Genomic DNA, 19,869 nt, shown 5'->3' on the forward strand with positions numbered 1-19,869 from the left:
ATGCATTCCCCAGGGTGCACCCGTGCGGCCGGGCCGGGCAGGCGCACGCTCGCAGTGCATGCGATCGGAGTACGGGCTCCTGGAGCGACCGGCCCCGCGCATGTGCGCCGAGCACGGAACCACAAGGCAGGCACCGCAGGCACACGAAGGGATCTGTATCTCCCATGTACGCAGCATCGTCCTCCGTGTCCGCCCCGCCACGGCCGCTGCGCTCCCGCCCGGCGGGCGGCGGACCCTACCTCGACCCGGTGGCGCGACCGGGCGGACCGGTGCCGGTCGCGGGCCGGCCCCGGCGGGTCCCGGGCCAGCCCGGCACCCAACCGCTGAGTGGGAGACTCGACTTGTCCGGCCCCCAGGGCGCGCAGCTGCGTACCGCGATCGCCTCGGTGCACCGGATCTGTCCGGAGTTCGCTCCGGTACAGGTGCTGCGGCGCAGCGGACGGTCCGTCCTCCTCGTCGGGACGACGGGGCGCAGCACGGCCGTGGCCAAGTGTCTGCTGGACCACTCGCCCGCCTGGGCCGAGCGGTTCCGCCACGAGATAGCCGCATACCGCTCGTTCGTCCGGCACCGGCCACCGGTCCGTGTGCCCCGGCTGATCGCGGCGGACCCGGACAACTGCACACTGGTGATCGAGCGTTCGCCGGGCCGGGTGGCTGCGCTGCAACGGCATCCGGCCGAGGCACCGCCCCGCGCGGACATCCGGGCCGCGCTCGGCGCGATCTGCCGGGTGAACGCCTGGCGGCCCCCCGCGGGCACGTTCGAGATGCCGCTGGACTACGGCGCCCGGATCTCCCGGTACCACGAGCTGGGCCTGCTCACGGACCGGGACCTCGGCGACCTGCAGAAGCTGCTGCACGGCATCGCCCACGAGGTGGGTCGCCACGGCATGCTGCAGTTCTGCCACGGCGACGCCCTGCTGTCGAACATCCTGCTGTCACCGGCCGGTCCAGTGCTGGTGGACTGGGAGCACGCGGGCTGGTATCTGCCGGGGTACGACCTCGCGACGCTGTGGCTGGTCCTCGGGGACGCGCCGGCGGCACGGCGGCAGATCAGCCAGATCGCCCAGGCGGCGGGCCCGGCCTCCCGCGACGCCTTCCTGGTGAACCTGATGCTGCTGCTGACCCGGGAGATCCGTACCTACGAGACGGCCGTGCAGCGTTCGATGCACGACGCGGCCCCGGCGGCACCGGGCCCGGCCCACCCGGGTGCTGCGCAGTCCGGCGAGGAACAGCGGCTGCTGCTGAGGCGGCTGCACGACGACTGCCAGATGGCCCGCAAGGCCGTCCGCGCGGCGGTCGGCACTCGCTGACGGGCACGAAGGTCCGCGGTGCGCCAGAGCGGCGGCGCACCGCGGACCTTCGTATGTCCGGGCCGGCACCGCGGTCTTCGCACATACGGGCCGACGGTGGCCACTGGTGTACGCCAGTGACGCCCCGCAGGCCCGCGCACCGCCGCTGCGAAACTCGCCGGAACCCTCCGTGACAAGGCAAATCGATGTCGTGACGGCATCATTGACGGATCGTCGGCAAGCCGGTACCACTGACCCAGCTCGGCGCCGCACGCCCCGCCACGCCCGCCCGTCACAGGAGGCCGCATTGCGAGGTTCCGCCACCGACCCCACGTCCGCTCCCGGCCACAGACACCTGCGGCGGGCAGCCGTCCCCCTGGCCTCCGCGGCCCTGCTGCTGCCGCTGCTCGGCGCGGCCCCCGCCCCGGGCGCCCAGGACTCCACCGACCAGCTGCAGCAGGCGTTCGCCGCGGCGGCGGCCGACTACCACGTGCCGCAGAGCGTCCTGCTGGCCGTCTCCTACCTCCAGTCGCGCTGGGACTGGCACGCGGGCGCGCCGAGCGTGACCGGCGGCTACGGCCCCATGCACCTCACGGACGCCCGGACCGCGCTCGCCATCACGGAGCACCTCGCCGAGGGCATAGGGGACGCCCGCGGCGACACCGCCCGCGCCGCCCTGCATCCCGTCGTCAAGGTGCCGGCCGCCTCGACGCTCCCGCCCCGTCTGAAGACGCTCCCGAAGGCGGCGGAGCTGACCGGTCTCCCGGCCGAGAAGCTGCGCACCGACCCGGCGGCGAACGTGGCCGGCGGTGCCGCCCTGCTCGCCGCCGCGCAGCGGGAGCTGGGCGAGCCGCTGAGCGCCGACCCGGCCGAATGGTACGGCGCGGTCGCCCGTTTCTCGGGCGCCGACGACACGGCGACCGCGGCGGCGTACGCGAACGACGTGTACGACGTCCTGCGCACCGGCGAGGAACGCATCACGGACGACGGCCAGCTGGTCGCGCTCGCCGCCCAGCCGGCGCTGACCGCCGACATCGCCCAGTTGGCGCGGGCCGGCCTGGGCACGCTGCCCACGGACGGCGTCGAGTGCCCGCGGTCGGTGTCCTGCGAGGCGGTCTGGGCGCCGTATGCACAGTTCGGGAACGACGACTACGGCAACCACGACCTCGGCGACCGTCCGGTGTCGCAGCGCATCAAGTACATCGTCGTCCATGACACGGAGGGCGCCTGGGACGGGGTGCTGAACCTGATCCAGGACCCCACCTACGTGTCGTGGAACTACACCGTGCGCTCCACGGACGGTCTGATCGCCCAGCACGTCAGGGCGAAGGACGTGGCCTGGCACGCGGGCAACTGGGACGTCAACGCCCGGTCCGTCGGCATCGAACACGAAGGTTTCCTCGCCAACCCGGACGCCTGGTACACGGAGGCGATGTACCGGTCCTCGGCCCGGCTGGTGAAGTACCTGGCCAGGAAGTACGACATCCCGCTGGACCGGCAGCACATCCTGGGTCACGACAACGTGCCCGGCCCGACCACGTCCACCATCCCCGGCATGCACACGGACCCGGGTCCGTACTGGGACTGGCGGCACTACTTCCAGCTGCTGGGCCACCCGTTCAAGCGCACCGCGGGCAAGTCGGCCGGGCTGGTGACGATCCTGCCGGACTACGCCGCGAACCAGCCGGCGTACACGGGCTGCACCACCGGCGGTGCCGCGTGCCCGGCGCACGGCTCCAGCGAGGTGCGCCTGTACACGGACCATGACGTGAACGCACCGCTGGTGAAGGACATCGGTCTGAAGAAGGACCCGACCACCGACGTGAACGACCTGTCCTCCCGGGTGTCCACGGGCCAGCAGTACGTGGTGGCGGACCGCTGGGGCGACTGGACCGCGATCTGGTACCTGGGCCAGAAGGCCTGGTTCGAGAATCCGCGCAAGGCACCGACGGCGGTGCCCGCCCGGGGTCTGGTGATCACGCCGAAGGACGGCCTGGCGAGTGTCCCGGTGTACGGCCGCGCCTACCCGGAGAAGGAGGCCTACCCGGCGGATGTCCCCGCCCAGTCGGTCGTCCCGCTGCCGTACACCATCCCGGCCGGGCAGAAGTACGTGGTCGGTGACGTGGTACCGGGCGAGTACGACTATTCGGTCACCTTCACCACCGACTCGCACCGGGTCGTGGTGGGCAAGGACCTGTACTACGAGATCCAGTACGGCCACCGGGTCGGGTTCGTCCGCGCCGAGGACGTGATCGTCGAGGGCTCGTCGTACTAGCCGTGCGCCGCCGGCCTCAGCCCTGCTGGAAAAGCTCCGCCGGAAGCGGCTTCAGCAGGGCGTACAGGTCGTCGGTGATCGGGCGGTCCCAGGCGGCGATGGTGACGAGGACGCCGTCGCTGCGGTCGAACTGGACACAGGAGATCCGGGACTCGGACAGCTTCAGCCGCCGCACGATCAGGAGGTTGTCCCCCTGGAGAACCGGGGTGTCCTCGACGCCGACGACGGTGACCTCCTCGTCGTTCTCCAGCGCCAGCAGCAGCTGGCCCACCTCGAAGGGGATCTCGCCCTCGGCGACCTCGCGGGCCGGGGAGCCCTCCGGCAGATTGCCGATGATCATGGCGGGGCCGCGGCCGCCGAACAGGTCGTAGCGCAGGAAGACACCCTGGCAGGTGCCGTCGGGGGCGGGCAGCAGGCCCGCGCCGAGGTTGCCCGGCCAGTCGCCCGGGTCCATGGCCAGCACGTCGAAGTCGGGCCCGGCGGGAGTGGCGCTGCGGCGGCGGAGGAACGACATGCGGCCATGGTACGTGGGCTCCGCCGCAAGTGTGGTGATGGGGCGGCCGATCGTCCGTGGGTTCGTTGTGGCTGGGCGCGCCCGGGGCGGAGCCGCATGTCGGACACAGCCCCGCCCCCTTCGGGGCGCTCCCCCTCAGGCCAGGGGACAGCTGGTGAGGAGAGCGGCCGGGTCGGCGCCGGCCGGGCGATGGACCGTGTGGTCGGCCGGTGGCAGGCCGGTCCCGGTGATCCAGCGTTCCAGGGCCTCGAAGGCCGCGTGGTGGCAGGGCACCATCGGGCGCAGCCTGTCGGGGAACACGTCGACGAGGGAGTCGGTGTGGGTGCCGTTCTCGATGCGGTAGTAGCGCAGTAGGGAGCCCCGCCCGGACGCGCGGACCATGCGGGCGTAGACGTCGGAGTCCTCGCTGATCGGCAACAGCACGTCGAGGGTGCCCTGAAGGGTGATCAGTGGCTTGCCGATGCGTCCGGTCAGGGCGATCCGGTCGACCGCGCGGTGGACGGAGGCGGGCCGGGCGGCGTAGTCGTAGTCGGCGTCGCAGGCGGATGTGCCCGAGGCGCAGAAGGGGGTGCCGGCCTCGGTGGCGCCGTCGTAGCCGGGGTCGAGTTCCTCCCGGTAGATGCGCTGGGTGAGGTCCCAGTACATCCGGTCGTGGTACGGCCACAGGAACTCCGAGCCGGCGGGGAAGCCCGCTTTGTGCAGGGCGGCCTCGGCGTCGGCGGCTGCGGGGCCGCCGGCGGCGTACGCCGGGTAGTGGCGCAGCGCGGGCGGCAGGAAGGTGAGCGGGTTGGGTCCGGCCGTACGCCAGAGGGTGCCTTCCCAGTCGACTCCGCCGTCGTACAGCTCGGGGTGGTGCTCCAGCTGCCAGCGGACGAGGTAGCCGCCGTTGGACAGGCCGGTGGCGAGGGTGCGGGCCGGGGGCCGGTGGTAGCGCTGGGTGATCACGGCGCGGGCCGCACGGGTGAGCTGGGTGAGGCGGGTGTTCCATTCGGCGATGGCGTCGCCGGGCCGCCGGCCGTCGCGGTAGAAGGCGGTGCCGGTGTTGCCCTTGTCGGTGGCGGCGTAGGCGTAGCCGCGTGCGAGCACCCAGTCGGCGATGGCCTTGTCGTTCGCGTACTGCTCACGGTTGCCGGGGGTTCCGGCGACCACGAGGCCGCCGTTCCAGTGGTCAGGCAGGCGGATGACGAATTGGGAGTCGTGGTGCCAGCCGTGGTCGTTGTTGGTGGTGGAGGTGTCCGGGAAGTAGCCGTCGATCTGGATGCCGGGAACACCGCTGGGGGTGGGCAGGTCCTTGGGTGTGAGACCGGCGTAGTCGGCGGGGTCGGTGTGGCCGGAGGCCACGGTGCCGGCCGTGGTCAGCTCGTCCAGGCAGTCGGCCTGCCGTCGGGCGGCACCGGGGACGCGGAGGTGGATGCGGCCGGCGCAGTGGGCATCCGGGGTGCCGTGGGGTGCCGCCGTGGCCGGTGTGACGAGGAGCAGACAGGCCGCGGTGAGCGAGAGTACGGGGAGAAGGGCTCGGCGTGTGGGGCGTCCGGGTGGTGTGGCGGGCATACGGGTTCCTCCGGCTGTGGGGTGGACGCGCTGGAGGCTAGGGCTGGAGTGGGGGTGCCGGACATGTGTGGGGCCGCTATGAAGGCGGCCCCAGCAGCGTCGTCGGCCACCATGACCGACCGAGGCTGACCTTGTGTCAGGGGCAGCCGTTGTCGGCGATGGTGTAGTAACCCGTTGGTGACTCCTTCAGTGTGTGCGTGACGAACGTGTTGTACAGACCCATGTTCTGCTGGGATCCCTTGGCGTAGGTGTATCCGCCGCTGGTGGTGGCTCTTCCGGCCTGCACCTGGGCGTAGTTGCTCGCCGTGAAGCAGGGGGCACCGCCGCCACCGCCGGTGCCGCCGCCCGGGTCGGAGGTGTCCAGGCCGAAGAACCGGGCGATCCAGTAACTGGAACAGATCGAGTCCGGGAAGTACGGGGCTCCGGTGCTGCCGCACTGATCGGTGCCGGTGCCGGGGTCGACCGGGGTGCCGTGGCCGATGCCGGGGACCCGGTCGACCTCCACGGCGACGGTGCCGTCGGCGGCGAGGTACTGGTCCTGCTGCGTGGCGTCGGGGCCGATGGTCGTGGTGCGGCTCGGGGTCCGGGAGAGGCCGTGCAGGGCCGTCCACTGGTCGCGCAGCTCCGTGGCGTTGCGCGGGACGACGGTGGTGTCCTGGTCGCCGTACCAGATGGCGGTGCGCGGCCACGGCCCGGTGTACGACGGATAGGCGTCCCGCCCTCGCTGGGCCCACTGGTCCGGGCTGAGGTCGACGCCCGGGTTCATGCACGTGTAGGGGCTGTTGTCCTTGGTGCAGTCGTAGGGCAGGCCGGCGACGACCGCGCCGGCGGAGAAGACGTCGGGGTAGGTGGCGAGCAGGACGGCGGTCATGGCACCGCCCGCGGACAGACCGGTGACGTAGACCCGCTGGGGGTCGGCGCCGTAGGCGGTGACGGCCTGGCTCACCATCTGCCGGACGGACAGCGCCTCGCCCTGTCCGCGCCGGTTGTCCGCAGTCCGGAACCAGTTGAAGCACTGGCTCGGGTTGTTGGCCGAGCTGGTCTGTGCGAGCACCAGCAGGAAGCCGTCGCGCTCCGCGAGTCGGGGCAGGCCGGAGTTGTCTGCGTAGACCTGTGCGTTCTGGGTGCAGCCGTGCAGGGCCACGACGACCGGCGGGTGCGCGGGCAGGGCGGCGGGCCGGTACACGTACATGGTCAGGGCGCCCGGGTTGGACCCGAAGCCGCTCACCTCGGTGAGGGACACGGAGGCCCGGGCAGCGGGCACGGGCCCGGCGAGCGCGGTGCCGAGGACGACGGCGCCGACGGCGAGAAGGCGGGACAGGAGACGGACGCGGGGCGGCGCTCCGGGCGCCCTTCGGAACGGTGGCAGCGGCATGGACGGCGGCTCCTTCGCAAGGACGGATGTCCCGGCCGCTCGTGCGCGGGGGCGGCGCACACAGCGCCGGGCGTGGCGGAACCGTACGTACACGTGTGGGCCACCACCATGGCGCGGGACACCACAGCCGGGTGGATACCGGTCGGCGCCGCAGGGATTGCGGGGTGCCGTGCGGTCTGCTACGCCGATTGGGCTGTGGGGCTGTGGGGCTGTGGGGCTGTGGGGCTGTGGGGCTGTGGAGCCGTGGAGCCGTGGGGCTGTGGAGCCGTGGGGCTGTGGAGCCGTGGAGCCGTGGAGCCGTGGGGCTGCCGGCTCCCAGGCTGCTGGCTCCGGCCGCTGGACCACCGGGCCACCAGCCGCCGGGCAGCTGAGTCTCGGGGCCGCTGGGCTGCCGGCCGCAGGGCAGCAGGGCTGCCGAGCCTCGGGGCCACGGGCCGCTGAGCCGCAGGGCTGCCGAGCCCCGGGGCCACGGCCGCGGGGCCACCGGGCCACCGGCCGCCAGGCCGCCAGGCCGCCAGGCCGCTTGAGTCTCGGGGCCGCGGGGCTGCCCGCCGCAGGGCCGCAGGGCCGCTGGCCACCGGGCCGCAGCGTCTCGGGGCCACGGGCCGCAGGGTTGCCGGCTGCCGGGCTGCCGGGCCACGCGCCGCCGGGGCACGGGCCGCCGGGCTGCCGGGCCGCCGGGCCGCCGGGCTGCCGGGCTGCCGGGCCGCTGAGTCTCGGGGCCGCGGGGCTGCCGACTCCCGGACCGCTGGGTCACCGGGGCGCCGGGTTCAGCTCTGCGGCGGTCCCGGGGGCACGACCGCGATCGGGCTCGCGGCGTGCAGCAGGACGGCCTGGGTGACCGAGCCCATCATGCGGGCCGGTGCGAGCAGGCGCCGCCGGTGGCGGCCGACGACGACCAGCTCGGCGTCCTTGGAGGCGGCGACGAGGTGGCCGGCCGCGTCGCCGGGCAGCGCCTGGATGTCGGCGCGGACCTCGGGGTGTCGGTTGCGGTGCGGGGCGAGGAAGCCCTCCGCGAGGGCGCGGGTCTCGTTCTCGACGGCGTCCCGGTCGGCCTGGGAGGGCACGAGCTGGCCGGGGGCGGACCAGGTCTGCACCGGCCACGGGTAGGCGGCGATCACCTGGACGCGGGCCGCGCGCAGGGCGGCCTCGGCGAAGGCGAAGGCGAGGGTGGCCTCGTCGGGGCTGTCGGCGTGCAGGCCGACGACCACGCGCGGTCCGGGCCCGGCCGGGCCGTCCCCGTGCACCTGGCGGCCGGGCCGGGGTACGACGACCACCGGGCACTCGGCGTCCCGGGCGGCGGCCAGTCCGTTGGAACCGAGCAGCAGGCTGGCGAAGCCTCCGCGCCCCCGGGAACCGAGGACCAACAGCTGGGCGTCGGCGCCGAGTTCCGGCAGCACGGCCCCCGGTACGCCCTCCAGGGCGACGTACTCCACGGCCGGCTGCGCGCCGCGGCCCGCGAGCCGGCTGTGGACGTCGTCCAGAACGGGATCGCCCTCCGCCTCGGGCGGCCCGGCGACCAGCACGTCGGCCTGGCCCCAGGCGGCGTACTGCCGTACGTGCACCACCCGCAGCGGTGCGGCGCGGCGGCGGGCGGCGTCGAGGGCCCACTCCAGCGCGCGCAGGCTGTCGTCCGATCCGTCGACCGCGGCGATGACCGGCGCAGTGCTCATCGTCCCTCACCTTTCGGAACACGACCTTCCCCGACCTTCCCCGTCCTGGGGCCAGCCTGACGCAGGCGGTGCCCCCGGCGAGGCCGTGTTGGTCGCGTGTCCGGAAATCGGCTCGGAACACCCCCGGTTCAGGTCATGCGGACGCGGATCAGGTGAGGTCGAACTCCCCTTCACGGGCCCCGGAGACGAAGGCGCCCCATTCCGCCGGTGTGAAGATCAGGGATGGGCTTTCCGGACGGCCGCTGTTGCGCATCGCGATGAAGCCCTCGACAAAGGCGATCTGGACATCGCCCAGACCTCGGCTGCTGGACTGCCACTCGGCCTTGCTGAGGTCCAGCTCGGGTTTGTCCCAGCCCGTGAACGGCTGCTGCTGGATCGTGCTCTCGGCCACGTCCGTGCTCCTCCCGGTTCGTCGTCCGCGGGTCAGCCTAGCGACCGGTCACGATGCCCGACAGGCCACGTGGGGGCGACTTTCAGGACTCCGGTGGCCGCGTTCCGACGAGCCACACGGAGAAGAACTGGGAGCCGCCGCCGTAGGCGTGTCCGAGCACCCGGCGGGCGCCGTCCACCTGGTGTTCCCCGGCCTGGCCGCGCACCTGGAGGGCGGCCTCGGCGAAGCGGATCATGCCGGAGGCGCCGATGGGGTTGGTGGACAGCACCCCGCCCGACATGTTGACGGGCAGGTCTCCGTCGAGTTCGGTCACCCCCGACTCGGTGAGCTTCCAGCCCTCGCCCTCCTCGGCGAAGCCCAGGTTCTCCAGCCACATGGGCTCGTACCAGGAGAACGGCACGTACATCTCGACGGCGTCGATGTCCCGGCGCGGGTCGGCGATTCCGGCCTGCCGGTAGACGTCGGCGGCACAGTCCTTGCCGGCCTGCGGGGAGACGAAGTCCTTGCCCGCGAACAGAGTCGGTTCGCTGCGCATGGCGCCGCCGAGCATCCAGGCGGGCGGCCGGGGCGCGCGGGCGGCGCCGGCGCGGTCGGTGAGGACCATGGCGCAGGCGCCGTCGGAGGACGGACAGGTCTCCGAGTAGCGGATGGGGTCCCACAACATGGGTGCGGCCTGGACCTTCTCCAGGGTGATGTCGTGCTCGTGGAGGTGGGCGTAGGGGTTCTTCAGGGCGTTGCGCCGGTCCTTGTAGGCGACGAGGGAGCCGATGGTGTCGGGGGCGCCGCTGCGTCGCATGTAGGCGCGCACATGGGGGGCGAAGAAGCCGCCGGCGCCGGCGAGGAGGGGCTGCTGGAAGGGGATCGGCAGGGACAGGCCCCACATGGCGTTGGACTCGGACTGTTTTTCGAAGGCGAGGGTGAGAACGGTGCTGTGGACGCGGGCGGCGACCAGGTTCGCGGCCACGAGCGCGGTGGATCCGCCGACGGAGCCGGCGGTGTGCACCCGCAGCATGGGCTTGCCGACGGCGCCCAGCGCGTCCGCCAGGTACAGCTCGGGCATCATCACGCCCTCGAAGAAGTCGGGCGCCTTGCCGATGACGACGGCGTCGATGTCGGCCCAGGCCAGCTCGGCATCGTCCAGGGCCCGCCGGGCCGCCTCACGGACGAGTCCGGCGATCGACACGTCCCGGCGGGCGGCCACGTGCTTGGTCTGGCCGATGCCGACGACGGCGACGGGCTCCTTGCTCATCGTGGATCCCCTTCGAGTACGGCGACCAGGTTCTGCTGCAGGCAGGGGCCGGAGGTGGCGTGGGCGAGGGCGCGGTCGGACGCGCCGCGGTGGATGCGGGCGGCGGCCTCGCCGATGCGGACGAGTCCGGCGGCCATGACCGGGTTGGCGGCCGGCGCCCCGCCGGAGGGGTTGACGCGCACGTCGTCGCCGAGGCCCAGCGCCCGGCGCAGGACCACCTCCTGCGAGGTGAACGGCGCGTGCAGCTCAGCGGTGTCGACGGGCCGTTCGAAGGCGCCGGCCTTCTCGGCGGCGAGCCGGGTGGACGGTGAGTCGGTGAGGTCCCGGACGCCCAGGCCGTGCGCCTCGATGCGGTGGTCGATGCCGCGGATCCAGGCGGGCCGCTCGCACAGTTCCCGGGCCCGCTCCCCCGCCGCGAGGATCACCGCGGCGGCGCCGTCGGAGACGGGTGGGCAGTCGCCGGTGCGCAACGGCCGGACGACGTAGTCGCCGTGCGCCGCCTGCCCCTTGAGCTGGGCATGCGGATTGGCTTCCGCGTCCTGTCGGCTGCGGGCGCCGACGGCCGCGAGCGCCGGTTCGTCGGTGTGCCCGGCATCCATGAGGGCCTGTGCCTGCAGTGCGGCCAGGGCTATGGAGTCGGGCCACAGGGGTGCGACGTAGTACGGGTCCAGCTGGCGGGTGAGCACGTCCCGCACCGAGCCGGGTGAGCACTTGCCGTAGGAGTAGACGAGCGCGGTGTCGGCGTCGCCGGTGAGCAGCTTGGTCCAGGCCTCGTACAGCGCCCAGGCACCGTCCATCTCGACATGGGACTCGGAGATCGGCGGCCAGGCGCCGACGCCGTCGAGGGCGAGGGTGAAGGAGAAGGCGCGGCCGGCGAGGTAGTCGCTGGAGCCGGAGCAGGTGAAGCCGATGTCGGCGGTCCTCAGGCCGGTCTGCGCGAGGACCTCGTGCAGCACCGGCATGAGCATCTCGACCTCGGAGGACTCCTCGGTGGAGCGCCGGTGGTCGGTCTGGGCGAAGGCGACGACCGCGATCTCCCGGGTCACAGCAGCTCCTTGAAGGTGTCGTAGTCGGCGTCGGGTTCGCCGGTGGGCCGGTAGTGGTCGGGGTAGCGGGCGCCCTCGGTCCACACGGGTTCGACGCGCAGGCCCATGCGCACCTGGTCGTAGGGGATGCCGCCGATCCGGGCGTGCAGGGCGAGGTCGGCGCCGTCGAGCGCGATGTGCGCGTAGACGTAGGGAACGTCGATGTCGAGGTTCTTCGCCTTGATGTTGACGATGCAGAAGGTGGTGACCGTGCCGCGCGGACCCACCTCGACCCGTTCCGCTGTGGCCACGCCACATGTGGGGCACGCACCCCTCGGCGGGACGTACACCTTGCGGCAGGAGGGGCAGCGTTCGCCGACGGTCCGCCGGTCGGAGAGGGCGCGGATGTAGTCGGACTGGGCGCGGCCGGGTGAGTAGGTGTAGTCGAGGCGGGCGGGGGCGACGATCTGGGTGAGCGGGTCGGCGAATTCGCCGCTGTGGCCCCCCGGTTGCTCCGGTTCGCCGTCGTACGGCTCGAAGCAGGCGATGTCGGTGATGGCGCCGGTGCGTTCCGCGGCCCAGCGGACGCGGACCCGCATGCCGGTGCGTACGGCGTCGGGGCCGGGGGCGTCGAGGGCGTGCAGCAGGGCGGTGTCGGCGCCGTCGAGCCGGACGAGAACCCAGGCGAAGGGGGTGGTGAGGGGCTGGCCGCGGCGGGGCTCGTGGTTCCAGGCCCAGGTGGTGACGGTGCCCGTGGAGGCGACCTCCACCAGGTCGCGGATCTCCTCGGCGGTGACGGGGTCGTACTCGACGGGAGGGACGAGGACGCGTCCGTCGGTGGTCCTCACGCCGAGGACGACGCGTTCACGCAGGCCGGTGAGGAAGGCGCTCTGCACCGGGCCGAGGGAGCGGGTGAAGGGGAATTCGACGACGAGGGGCGCTTTGAGGACTTCGGGCATCCTTGGGGACTCCTTCGGCGGTTCAGGCCCGCTTGTAGACGGGCGGCCGTTTCTCCGCGAAGGCGCGGGCGCCTTCCTTGGCGTCGGCGGTGTCGAAGACCGGCCGGCCGCGCGCGAGTTCGGCCGCGAGTGCGTCGGTCTCCGTCATCTCGGCGGTCTCGTACACCGACGCCTTGACGGCCTCGACGGCGAGCGGGCCGCAGGCGTTGATCTGCCCGGCGATCTCCAGGGCCGCATCGAGCGCGGTGCCGTCGGGGACGACTCGGCCGATCAGCCCGATGCCGGCGGCTTCCCGGGCGGTGTACGGCCGTCCGGTGAGCAGCATCTCCAGGGCGTGGGTGCGCGGGATCTGGCGCTGCAGCCGGACGGTGGAGCCGCCGATCGGGAACAGTCCGCGCCTGACCTCGAACAGCCCGAAGGTCGCGGACTCGCCCGCGACCCGGATGTCGGTGCCCTGGAGGATCTCGGTGCCGCCCGCCACGCAGTACCCCTCGACGGCCGCGATGACCGGTTTGCGCGGGCGGTGGTGGCGCAGCATCGCCTTCCAGTGCAGGTCCGGGTCGGCCTTGAGCCGGTCGCGGTAGTGCTCCCCCACCATGCCGTTGCCGGCGAGCGCCTTGAGGTCCATGCCGGCGCAGAAGGAGCCGCCGGACCCGGTGAGCACGATCGAGCGGATCCCGTCGTCCGCGTCGGCCTCGATCCAGCCGTCGTACAGGCCGACGAGCATCGGGAGCGAGAGCGCGTTCCTTGCGTCGGGCCTGTTGAGCGCGAGCACGAGTGTGGCGCCCTCGCGCCGCACGGTGAGGTGTTCCGTCCCGCCCATGGGCTTTCTCCCCTCGGTGAGAACGAGAACAGGTTGCAGGAGGCGGGGAGGCACTTCAAGGGAGCTTCAAGAGTTTTCTGACAGACAGTCAGATTTGTTGCCGCGGGCCCTTCACAGTTGCCGCGCTCTTTGCTCTGATGACCGGCGATGCGACCGTTGCGCCTTTGTTCGTCAGGACTGCCGGGGTCAGGAGGAGCGGTGGAGTACAACCTTGCCGACCTGTTCGAGTCGGTCGTCGACGTGGTCCCGGACCGCGAGGCGCTCGTGTACGCCGATCACCCCGGCACCGGTGCGGAGCGCCGCCTGACGTACGCGGAGCTGGACGCGGCCGCCAACCGCATCGCCCACCACCTCCTCGACAGCGGGATACGCCCGGGCGAACACCTCGGCCTGCACTTGTACAACGGCGTCGAGTACCTGCAGACCGTGCTGGCCTGCCTCAAGGCACGGATCGTCCCGGTGAACGTCAACTACCGCTATGTCGAGGAGGAGCTGGTCTACCTCTACCGGGACGCCGATCTGGTCGCACTGGTCTTCGACGCGGAGTTCGCGGACCGGGTGGCGGGCGCCCTGCCACGGGTGCCGAAGCTGCGGCATCTGCTGCGGGTCGGTCCGGAGGCGGGCGGGGTGCCGGGCGCGGTGGCGTTCGCCGGCGCGGAGGCCGCCGGCTCGCCCGTACGGGACTTCCCGGCCCGCTCCGGCGACGACCAGTTCATCATCTACACCGGCGGCACGACCGGTATGCCCAAGGGCGTGATGTGGCGCCAGGAGGACCTGTTCTTCGCCGGGCTGGGCGGCGGGGCGCCGACCGGGGAGCCGGTCAAGACGCCTCAGGAGCTGGCCGAGCGGGTCGCCGCCGGCGGCTCCGGGATCACCTTCTTCCCCACTCCCCCGCTGATGCACGGCACCTCCACGCTGACGGCGTTCATCGGTTTCAACTTCGGCCAACGTGTCGTACTGCACCGTAAGTTCGTGCCGGAGGAGGTGCTGCGGACCGTCGAGAAGGAGAAGGTCACCAGCATGTCGCTGGTCGGCGACGCAATGCTCCGGCCGCTGATCGACGCGCTGAGCGGGCCGATGAAGGGCACGGACTGCTCGGCCCTGTTCAGCGTGTCCTCGTCGGGCGCGATCATGTCCGAGACGGTGCGCCGGCAGTTCCGCGAGCTGGTCCCGAACGCCATGCTCCTCAACAACTTCGGCTCCTCCGAGTCCGGTTTCAACGGTACGGCGACGGAGGACTCGGGGCCCGAGCGCGGCTTCCGCATCCGGGTCAACTCCCGTACCCGCGTGGTTGACCCGGCGACGCACGAGACGGTCACCGCGGGCGAGATCGGCCGGGTCGCCCAGTGCGGCCATGTGCCGCTGGGCTACTACAACGACCCGCGGAAGACGGCCGAGACCTTCTTCGAGAAGGACGGACAGCGCTGGGTCCTGCTGGGCGACATGGCGACGGTCGACGAGGACGGCGTGGTCACCGTGCTCGGCCGCGGCTCGCAGTGCATCAACACCGGGGGCGAGAAGGTGTACCCCGAGGAGGTCGAGCAGGCGCTCAAGGCGCATCCGGATGTGTACGACGCCCTGGTCGCCGGGGTGCCGGACGCCACCTGGGGCACTCATGTGGCGGCCGTGGTGCAGCTGCGCGAGGGAGCGGCGCGGCCCTCGCTGGCCGACATCCAGAGCCACTGCCGTACCCGGCTGGCCGGTTACAAGATCCCCCGTCAACTGGTCGTCACGGAGTCCATCCAGCGGTCCCCGAGCGGCAAGGCCGACTACCGGTGGGCCCGGGAGGTGGCCGTCGCGGCCGACGAGCGGTAGCACGCCGCGGTGTCGGGACCGGTTTCCGGCGGCGCTCGGGCCGCAGCCGCGCTGGACCCGGCGGTGCCCGTGATCAGCGGTCGAGGAAATCCCGTACCAGGGCGAGGAATTCCTCCGGGCACGACTCGTGCACCAGGTGCCCCGCGTCCACGGTCACCAGCGAGGCGTCCGGGATCAGCCGGGCGAGCTGCGCGACCTGGTCCTGCGGGATGAGACTGGTGGTGCCACCCCCGATGACCAGCGTCGGCATGGTGATCCGGTCCATGTGGTCCCACCACACAGGATCAGGGGCGTTGCGTTGCGCGTCGGTGGCCCGCACCATCGCCCAGTCGAACGGCAGCTCTCCCGCGGGCCGTTCGGCGGGCGGGCGGGGCGGGTCGAGCGGAACGGGTGCGCAGACGTCCTCCAGCACCAGGCGTCGTACGACCCCGGGGTGGCGCTGCGCCAGCAGGTAGGCGACGATCCCGCCCAGCGAATGGCCCACGACATCGGCGCTGTCGTGCCCGAGTGCGGACAGCAGGGCACGGACGTCGTCGCTCATCGCCTCGGCCGGGTAGTCCCCCGGCCAGTCGCTGTGTCCGTGGCCGCGCAGGTCGGGGGCGTACACCCGGCGGGGGCGCGGGGGTGTTGCCAGCCGCTCGGCGAGGTGCGTCCAGTCCCCGCCGTCGGAGCCCCGGCAGTGCAGCAGCACGACGGGCGGGGCGTCCGCCGGTCCCCAGGCCCGCCAGGCCAGGGTGATGCCGTTCGCCTCGCCGGTGTGCAGCGTCGCGGTGTCCATGCCGGACACGCTAATCGGGGCCGCCCGTCACCGGCCGCCTACTCTGCCGAGGGCAGAGCGGCGCCCAGCGGCCGGTCCAGGAAGGCGAGGGTGCGCTGTACGAACCACTCCGGGTCGTCCAGCCAGGGATAGTGGCCGGCGCCGGGCTGGACGGCGAGCTCCGCCCGGGCGAAGGCCTCGGCGGCACGGCGGGCGAGGGCCGGGCGTGGACCGCCGTCGAGTTCCCCGGCATGGACGAGGACCGGCGCGGTCAGCGCGGCGAGGGCGGTCCGGGTCGCGTCCGGGGTGAAGGCACCGTCGGCGAAGTAGTGCTCCGCCGCCTCCTCGTTGGTCTGCTCAAGCTCGGCGTCGGAGTGCGCGCGGGCGGCGTCGTCCCAGCGGCCGTGGAAGAACGGCAGGAACGCGTCGTCGAAGTCCGCGTCGCCCGCCAGCCAGGCCCGGAAGGCGGGGTACGCCTGCGCGAACCACGGCTCGTCCGCGCGCAGCCGGGCCGCGGCCAGCCGGTCCTCGGGGGTCGCCCGCAGACCCAGGGCGGACGGGTTGGGTGTGATGAGCAGCAGCCGCCGGATCCGCTGCGGATGGCGGGCCGCGTAGAGCATGGCCAGGGCCGCGCCCGCCGAGTGGGCGAGCAGATCCATGTGCTCCAGACCCATGTGTGCGCGCCACACCTCCACGTCCTCGACCATGCGGTCACAGCGGTACGTCGCCGGGTCCGCCGGCCGCGCCGAGTCACCGGTGCCCCGCAGGTCCAGCAGGGCCAGGCGCCGGTGCGCGGCCAGCCCGCCGAGGTCGCCGAGATAGGCGGAGGCACGCAGGGGCCCGCCGGGCAGGACAGCGAGAGGCTCACCGGCACCCCGCAGGTGGTAGGCGAGCCGGGTCCCGTCGGGCGCGGTGAGGTTCGGCATGGGGATGATCATGTCGGGGCACCCCTGGGCGGCGCAACGGGAAAAGGTCACCGGTTCCTGCGCAGCTCCCTCTGCCCGGTCCGGACGCGGCGGGGACAGAAAATCCTCGCAGCCCTCTTGCTTGGAATCGCATGGCCTGAATTACTGGCCCCGAACGGAACTACCGAATGATCGGTCGTCCGGTATGTGAGTGCGGCGAGGGAGACGACTCGATGGCGGATGCGGCGGACCTGCTCGACGCGGGCGAACGGCTCGGGCCCGAGGAGCTGCGGGAGCTTCAGCTGGAGCGGCTGCGCACCTCGCTGCGGCACGCCTACGACAACGTGCCGTTCTACCGGGAGTCCTTCGACAAGGCCGGCGTCCGCCCCGAGGACTGCCGCTCCCTCGCCGACCTGGCCCGTTTCCCGTTCACGACCAAGGCCGACCTCAGGGAGAACTATCCGTACGGCATGTTCGCCGTGCCGCGAGAGCGGATCCGCCGGCTGCACGCCTCCAGCGGCACCACCGGGCGCCCCACGGTGGTCGGCTACACGGACAACGACCTTTCCATGTGGGCCGACATGGTGGCGCGGTCGATCCGGGCGGCCGGCGGACGGCCCGGTGACCTCGTGCATGTGGCGTACGGCTATGGGCTGTTCACCGGCGGTCTCGGCGCCCACTATGGCGCGGAGCGCCTGGGCTGTACGGTCGTGCCGGCCTCCGGCGGCATGACGGCCCGGCAGGTGCAGCTGATCCAGGACCTGCAGCCGGCCGTCATCATGGTGACCCCCTCCTACATGCTCACGCTGCTGGACGAGTTCGAGCGGCAGGGCGTGGACCCGCGCGCCACCTCGTTGCGCGTGGGCATCTTCGGGGCGGAGCCCTGGACCGAGCAGATGCGGCGCGAGATCGAGGAGCGGTTCGCGATCGACGCCGTCGACATCTACGGCCTGTCCGAGGTGATCGGCCCGGGTGTGGCTCAGGAGTGCGTGGAGACCAAGGACGGGCTGACCGTGTGGGAGGACCACTTCTATCCGGAGGTGGTCGATCCGGTCACGGGTGAGGTACTGCCGGACGGCGAGCGGGGCGAGCTGGTGTTCACCTCACTGACCAAGGAGGCCATGCCGGTCATCCGGTACCGCACCCGCGACCTCACCCGGCTGCTGCCCGGAACGGCGCGGGCGTTCCGGCGGCTGGAGAAGATCACCGGGCGCAGTGACGACATGGTGATCCTGCGCGGGGTCAACCTGTTCCCGACCCAGGTCGAGGAGATCGTGCTGCGCACGCCCGGCGTGGCGCCCCACTTCCAGCTCCGGCTGACCCGGGAGGGCCGGCTGGACCGGTTGACCGTGCGCGCCGAGGCCCGCCCGGACGCGAGCCCGGAGACACGCAACGCGGCGGCCCGGTCCATCGTCGCGGCCGTGAAGGACGGGATCGGGGTGTCCGTCGACGTGGAGATCGTGGAGCCGGAGTCGCTGGAGCGCTCGGTCGGCAAGATCCGGCGGATCGTGGACCTGCGCCCCAAGGACGCCGGGTAGGACCGACGCGAAGCCCTGCCACGTGACCGGGGCGACCCGCACACGGTGTACGGAAGCTGCCGTCGGCAGCCCCGGCTAACCGCTGAAGCGAGAGCGCAGTTCGCGCTTGAGGATCTTCCCGCTGGCGTTGCGCGGCAACTCGTCCACGAACAGAACCCGCTTGGGTGCCTTGAAGGGCGCGAGCTTCTCCTTCACGTGCTCGATGAGCTGAGCCTCCGTCACCTCGCCGCGCGGGACGACGACCGCCGTCACGGCCTCGATCCACCGCTCGTCGGGCAGGCCGATCACGGCTGCCTCGGCGACGGCCTCGTGGGTGTAGAGCGCGTCCTCGACCTGGCGCGAGGCCACCAGGACACCACCGGAGTTGATGACGTCCTTCACCCGGTCCACGATCGTGAGGTAGCCGTCGGCGTCACGCACCGCGAGGTCGCCGGAGTGGAACCAGCCGTCCCGGAAGGCCTCGGCGGTCTCCTCGGGCTTGTCCCAGTAGCCCTCGCACAACTGCGGTGAGCGGTAGACGATCTCGCCCGGCGTGCCGTCGGGCACGTCCTCGCCCTTGTCGTCCACGACGCGCGCGTCCACGAACAGCACGGTACGGCCGCAGGAGTCCAGCCGTCCCTCGTGTTCGCCGGGGCCGAGCACCGTGGCCAGCGGGCCGATCTCGCTCTGCCCGAAGCAGTTGTAGAAGGCCAGTCGCGGAAGGCGCTCGCGCAGCCGCTGCAGGACCGGGACGGGCATGACCGACGCGCCGTAGTAGGCCTTGCGCAGGCCGTCGAGGTCGCGGGTGGCGAAGTCGGGCCGGTTCGCCAGGCCGATCCACACCGTGGGCGGCGCGAACAGGCTGTCCACGCGGCCCGCTTCGACGAGGTCGAAGAGCCGGTCCCCGTCCGGCGCGTCCAGGATGATGTTCGTCGCGCCGACCGCGAGGTAGGGCAGCAGGAACACGTGCATCTGCGCCGAGTGGTACAGCGGCAGCGCGTGCACCGGCAGGTCACCGGCGCTGAGGTCGAGGGCGGTGATGGCGCTCAGGTACTCGTGCACCAGGGCCCGGTGGGTCATCATCGCGCCCTTGGGCAGGGCGGTCGTACCGGAGGTGTACAGCAGCTGCACCAGGTCCTCGGTGCGGGGTGGGGGCCCGTCGTACGGCGGTGTGCCGCCCAGCCTGGCGAGGAGCGAGTCCTGGGCGTCGCGCAGCGGCAGCACGCGTACCCCGTCCGGGATCCGGCCGGCGAGGTCGGGGTCGGTGAGGACGAGGGTGCTGCCGGACTGGCCGACGAGGTACGCGAGGTCGTCCCCGGTGAGGTTCTGGTTGACCGGCACATGGACCAGGCCCGCGCGGGCGCAGGCGAGGAAGCCGATGAGGTAGGCGTCGGAGTTGTGGCCGTAGGCGCCGACCCGGTCGCCGGGAGTGAGGCCCTGCGCGAGCAGTACCGAGGCGGCACGGGAGACGGCGTCGTCGAGCTCCTCGTACGTCCAGCGGCGTTCGCCGTACTCCACCGCGAGGCGGGCCGGGGTGCGTCGGGCGCTGCGGCGCAGCACTCCGTCGACGGTGCTGCCGTGTCCCTGCGTCATGGCTCATGATCCTCGGTGTGCCGCGGAGGCAGGTCAAGCATCGACGGACATTCACCGAGTGCAACTTTTTGCTTCTGCGTGCCCCTGTGCGCCCCTTTGGAGAAAGGTTTCCGGACACCGCGCACCGTTGAACCTGGGCAAGACAAGTCTCAGGTCTA

At 72.4% G+C, this 19,869-nt stretch carries 16 protein-coding genes; 4 read left to right on the top strand and 12 right to left on the bottom strand.

Annotation, left to right across the window (positions count from 1 at the left end; all coding sequences use genetic code 11):
* Window positions 1-164: 164 nt before the first annotated feature.
* Both ACIGXP_RS00500 and ACIGXP_RS00505 read left to right on the top strand, forming a co-directional pair.
* Window positions 165-1,310 (top strand): aminoglycoside phosphotransferase family protein, encoded by a 1,146-nt coding sequence (locus ACIGXP_RS00500; RefSeq protein ID WP_399762586.1) that lies wholly within the window; start codon window positions 165-167, stop codon window positions 1,308-1,310.
* A gap of 286 nt (window positions 1,311-1,596) precedes the next feature.
* Entirely contained in the window at window positions 1,597-3,564 is a 1,968-nt protein-coding gene (locus tag ACIGXP_RS00505; RefSeq protein ID WP_399762588.1) for an N-acetylmuramoyl-L-alanine amidase, read from the top strand.
* A 16-nt stretch (window positions 3,565-3,580) separates the two neighbouring features.
* On the opposite strand, the gene ACIGXP_RS00510 is transcribed toward ACIGXP_RS00505, so the two are convergent.
* From ACIGXP_RS00510 to ACIGXP_RS00550, 9 genes are all read right to left on the bottom strand, one after another.
* Window positions 3,581-4,078, bottom strand: a complete 498-nt coding sequence (locus tag ACIGXP_RS00510; protein ID WP_030339601.1) for a hypothetical protein — start codon at window positions 4,076-4,078, stop codon at window positions 3,581-3,583.
* Between the two features lie 135 nt (window positions 4,079-4,213).
* Entirely contained in the window at window positions 4,214-5,629 is a 1,416-nt protein-coding gene (locus ACIGXP_RS00515) for a 3-hydroxybutyrate oligomer hydrolase family protein (RefSeq protein ID WP_399762591.1), read from the bottom strand.
* A 136-nt stretch (window positions 5,630-5,765) separates the two neighbouring features.
* Window positions 5,766-7,004 carry an alpha/beta hydrolase family esterase gene (locus tag ACIGXP_RS00520; RefSeq protein ID WP_399762593.1) on the bottom strand — a complete coding sequence of 413 codons (1,239 nt, stop codon included), beginning with the start codon at window positions 7,002-7,004 and terminating at the stop codon, window positions 5,766-5,768.
* 770 nt (window positions 7,005-7,774) lie between these two features.
* Window positions 7,775-8,677, bottom strand: a complete 903-nt coding sequence (locus ACIGXP_RS00525; protein WP_399762595.1) for a universal stress protein — start codon at window positions 8,675-8,677, stop codon at window positions 7,775-7,777.
* A gap of 148 nt (window positions 8,678-8,825) precedes the next feature.
* Window positions 8,826-9,068, bottom strand: a complete 243-nt coding sequence (locus ACIGXP_RS00530; protein ID WP_363218366.1) for a DUF397 domain-containing protein — start codon at window positions 9,066-9,068, stop codon at window positions 8,826-8,828.
* An 82-nt stretch (window positions 9,069-9,150) separates the two neighbouring features.
* Window positions 9,151-10,317, bottom strand: a complete 1,167-nt coding sequence (locus ACIGXP_RS00535) for a thiolase domain-containing protein (RefSeq protein WP_363218365.1) — start codon at window positions 10,315-10,317, stop codon at window positions 9,151-9,153.
* On the bottom strand, window positions 10,314-11,363 hold the full coding sequence (locus ACIGXP_RS00540) for a thiolase domain-containing protein (protein ID WP_399762598.1): 1,050 nt from the start codon (window positions 11,361-11,363) through the stop codon (window positions 10,314-10,316). The genes ACIGXP_RS00535 and ACIGXP_RS00540 overlap by 4 nt, the downstream gene beginning before the upstream one ends.
* Complete coding sequence (locus ACIGXP_RS00545; RefSeq protein ID WP_399762600.1) at window positions 11,360-12,301, bottom strand: Zn-ribbon domain-containing OB-fold protein; 942 nt, start codon at window positions 12,299-12,301, stop codon at window positions 11,360-11,362. Before ACIGXP_RS00545 ends, ACIGXP_RS00540 begins: the two co-directional genes overlap by 4 nt.
* Before the next feature lie 22 nt (window positions 12,302-12,323).
* Window positions 12,324-13,124, bottom strand: coding sequence for a crotonase/enoyl-CoA hydratase family protein (locus ACIGXP_RS00550; RefSeq protein ID WP_399762602.1), 801 nt, complete (start codon window positions 13,122-13,124; stop codon window positions 12,324-12,326).
* A 198-nt stretch (window positions 13,125-13,322) separates the two neighbouring features.
* Between ACIGXP_RS00550 and ACIGXP_RS00555 the strand changes: the two genes are divergently transcribed.
* Window positions 13,323-14,939, top strand: coding sequence for an acyl-CoA synthetase (locus ACIGXP_RS00555; protein WP_399762604.1), 1,617 nt, complete (start codon window positions 13,323-13,325; stop codon window positions 14,937-14,939).
* A gap of 73 nt (window positions 14,940-15,012) precedes the next feature.
* On the opposite strand, the gene ACIGXP_RS00560 is transcribed toward ACIGXP_RS00555, so the two are convergent.
* On the bottom strand, window positions 15,013-15,717 hold the full coding sequence (locus tag ACIGXP_RS00560; protein ID WP_399762606.1) for an alpha/beta fold hydrolase: 705 nt from the start codon (window positions 15,715-15,717) through the stop codon (window positions 15,013-15,015).
* 38 nt (window positions 15,718-15,755) lie between these two features.
* Window positions 15,756-16,622, bottom strand: a complete 867-nt coding sequence (locus ACIGXP_RS00565) for an alpha/beta fold hydrolase (protein WP_399763496.1) — start codon at window positions 16,620-16,622, stop codon at window positions 15,756-15,758.
* A 212-nt stretch (window positions 16,623-16,834) separates the two neighbouring features.
* Between ACIGXP_RS00565 and paaK the strand changes: the two genes are divergently transcribed.
* Window positions 16,835-18,139, top strand: a complete 1,305-nt coding sequence (paaK, locus tag ACIGXP_RS00570; protein WP_399762608.1) for a phenylacetate--CoA ligase PaaK — start codon at window positions 16,835-16,837, stop codon at window positions 18,137-18,139.
* 75 nt (window positions 18,140-18,214) lie between these two features.
* Here paaK and ACIGXP_RS00575 read toward each other — a convergent pair whose 3' ends face one another.
* A complete protein-coding gene (locus ACIGXP_RS00575) occupies window positions 18,215-19,711 on the bottom strand; it encodes an acyl-CoA synthetase (RefSeq protein WP_399762610.1) in 1,497 nt (498 codons plus the stop codon).
* Between the last annotated feature and the right edge of the window lie 158 nt (window positions 19,712-19,869).

The organism is Streptomyces sp. NPDC053069, from assembly GCF_044546895.1.
Taxonomy (GTDB): Bacteria; Actinomycetota; Actinomycetes; order Streptomycetales; family Streptomycetaceae; genus Streptomyces.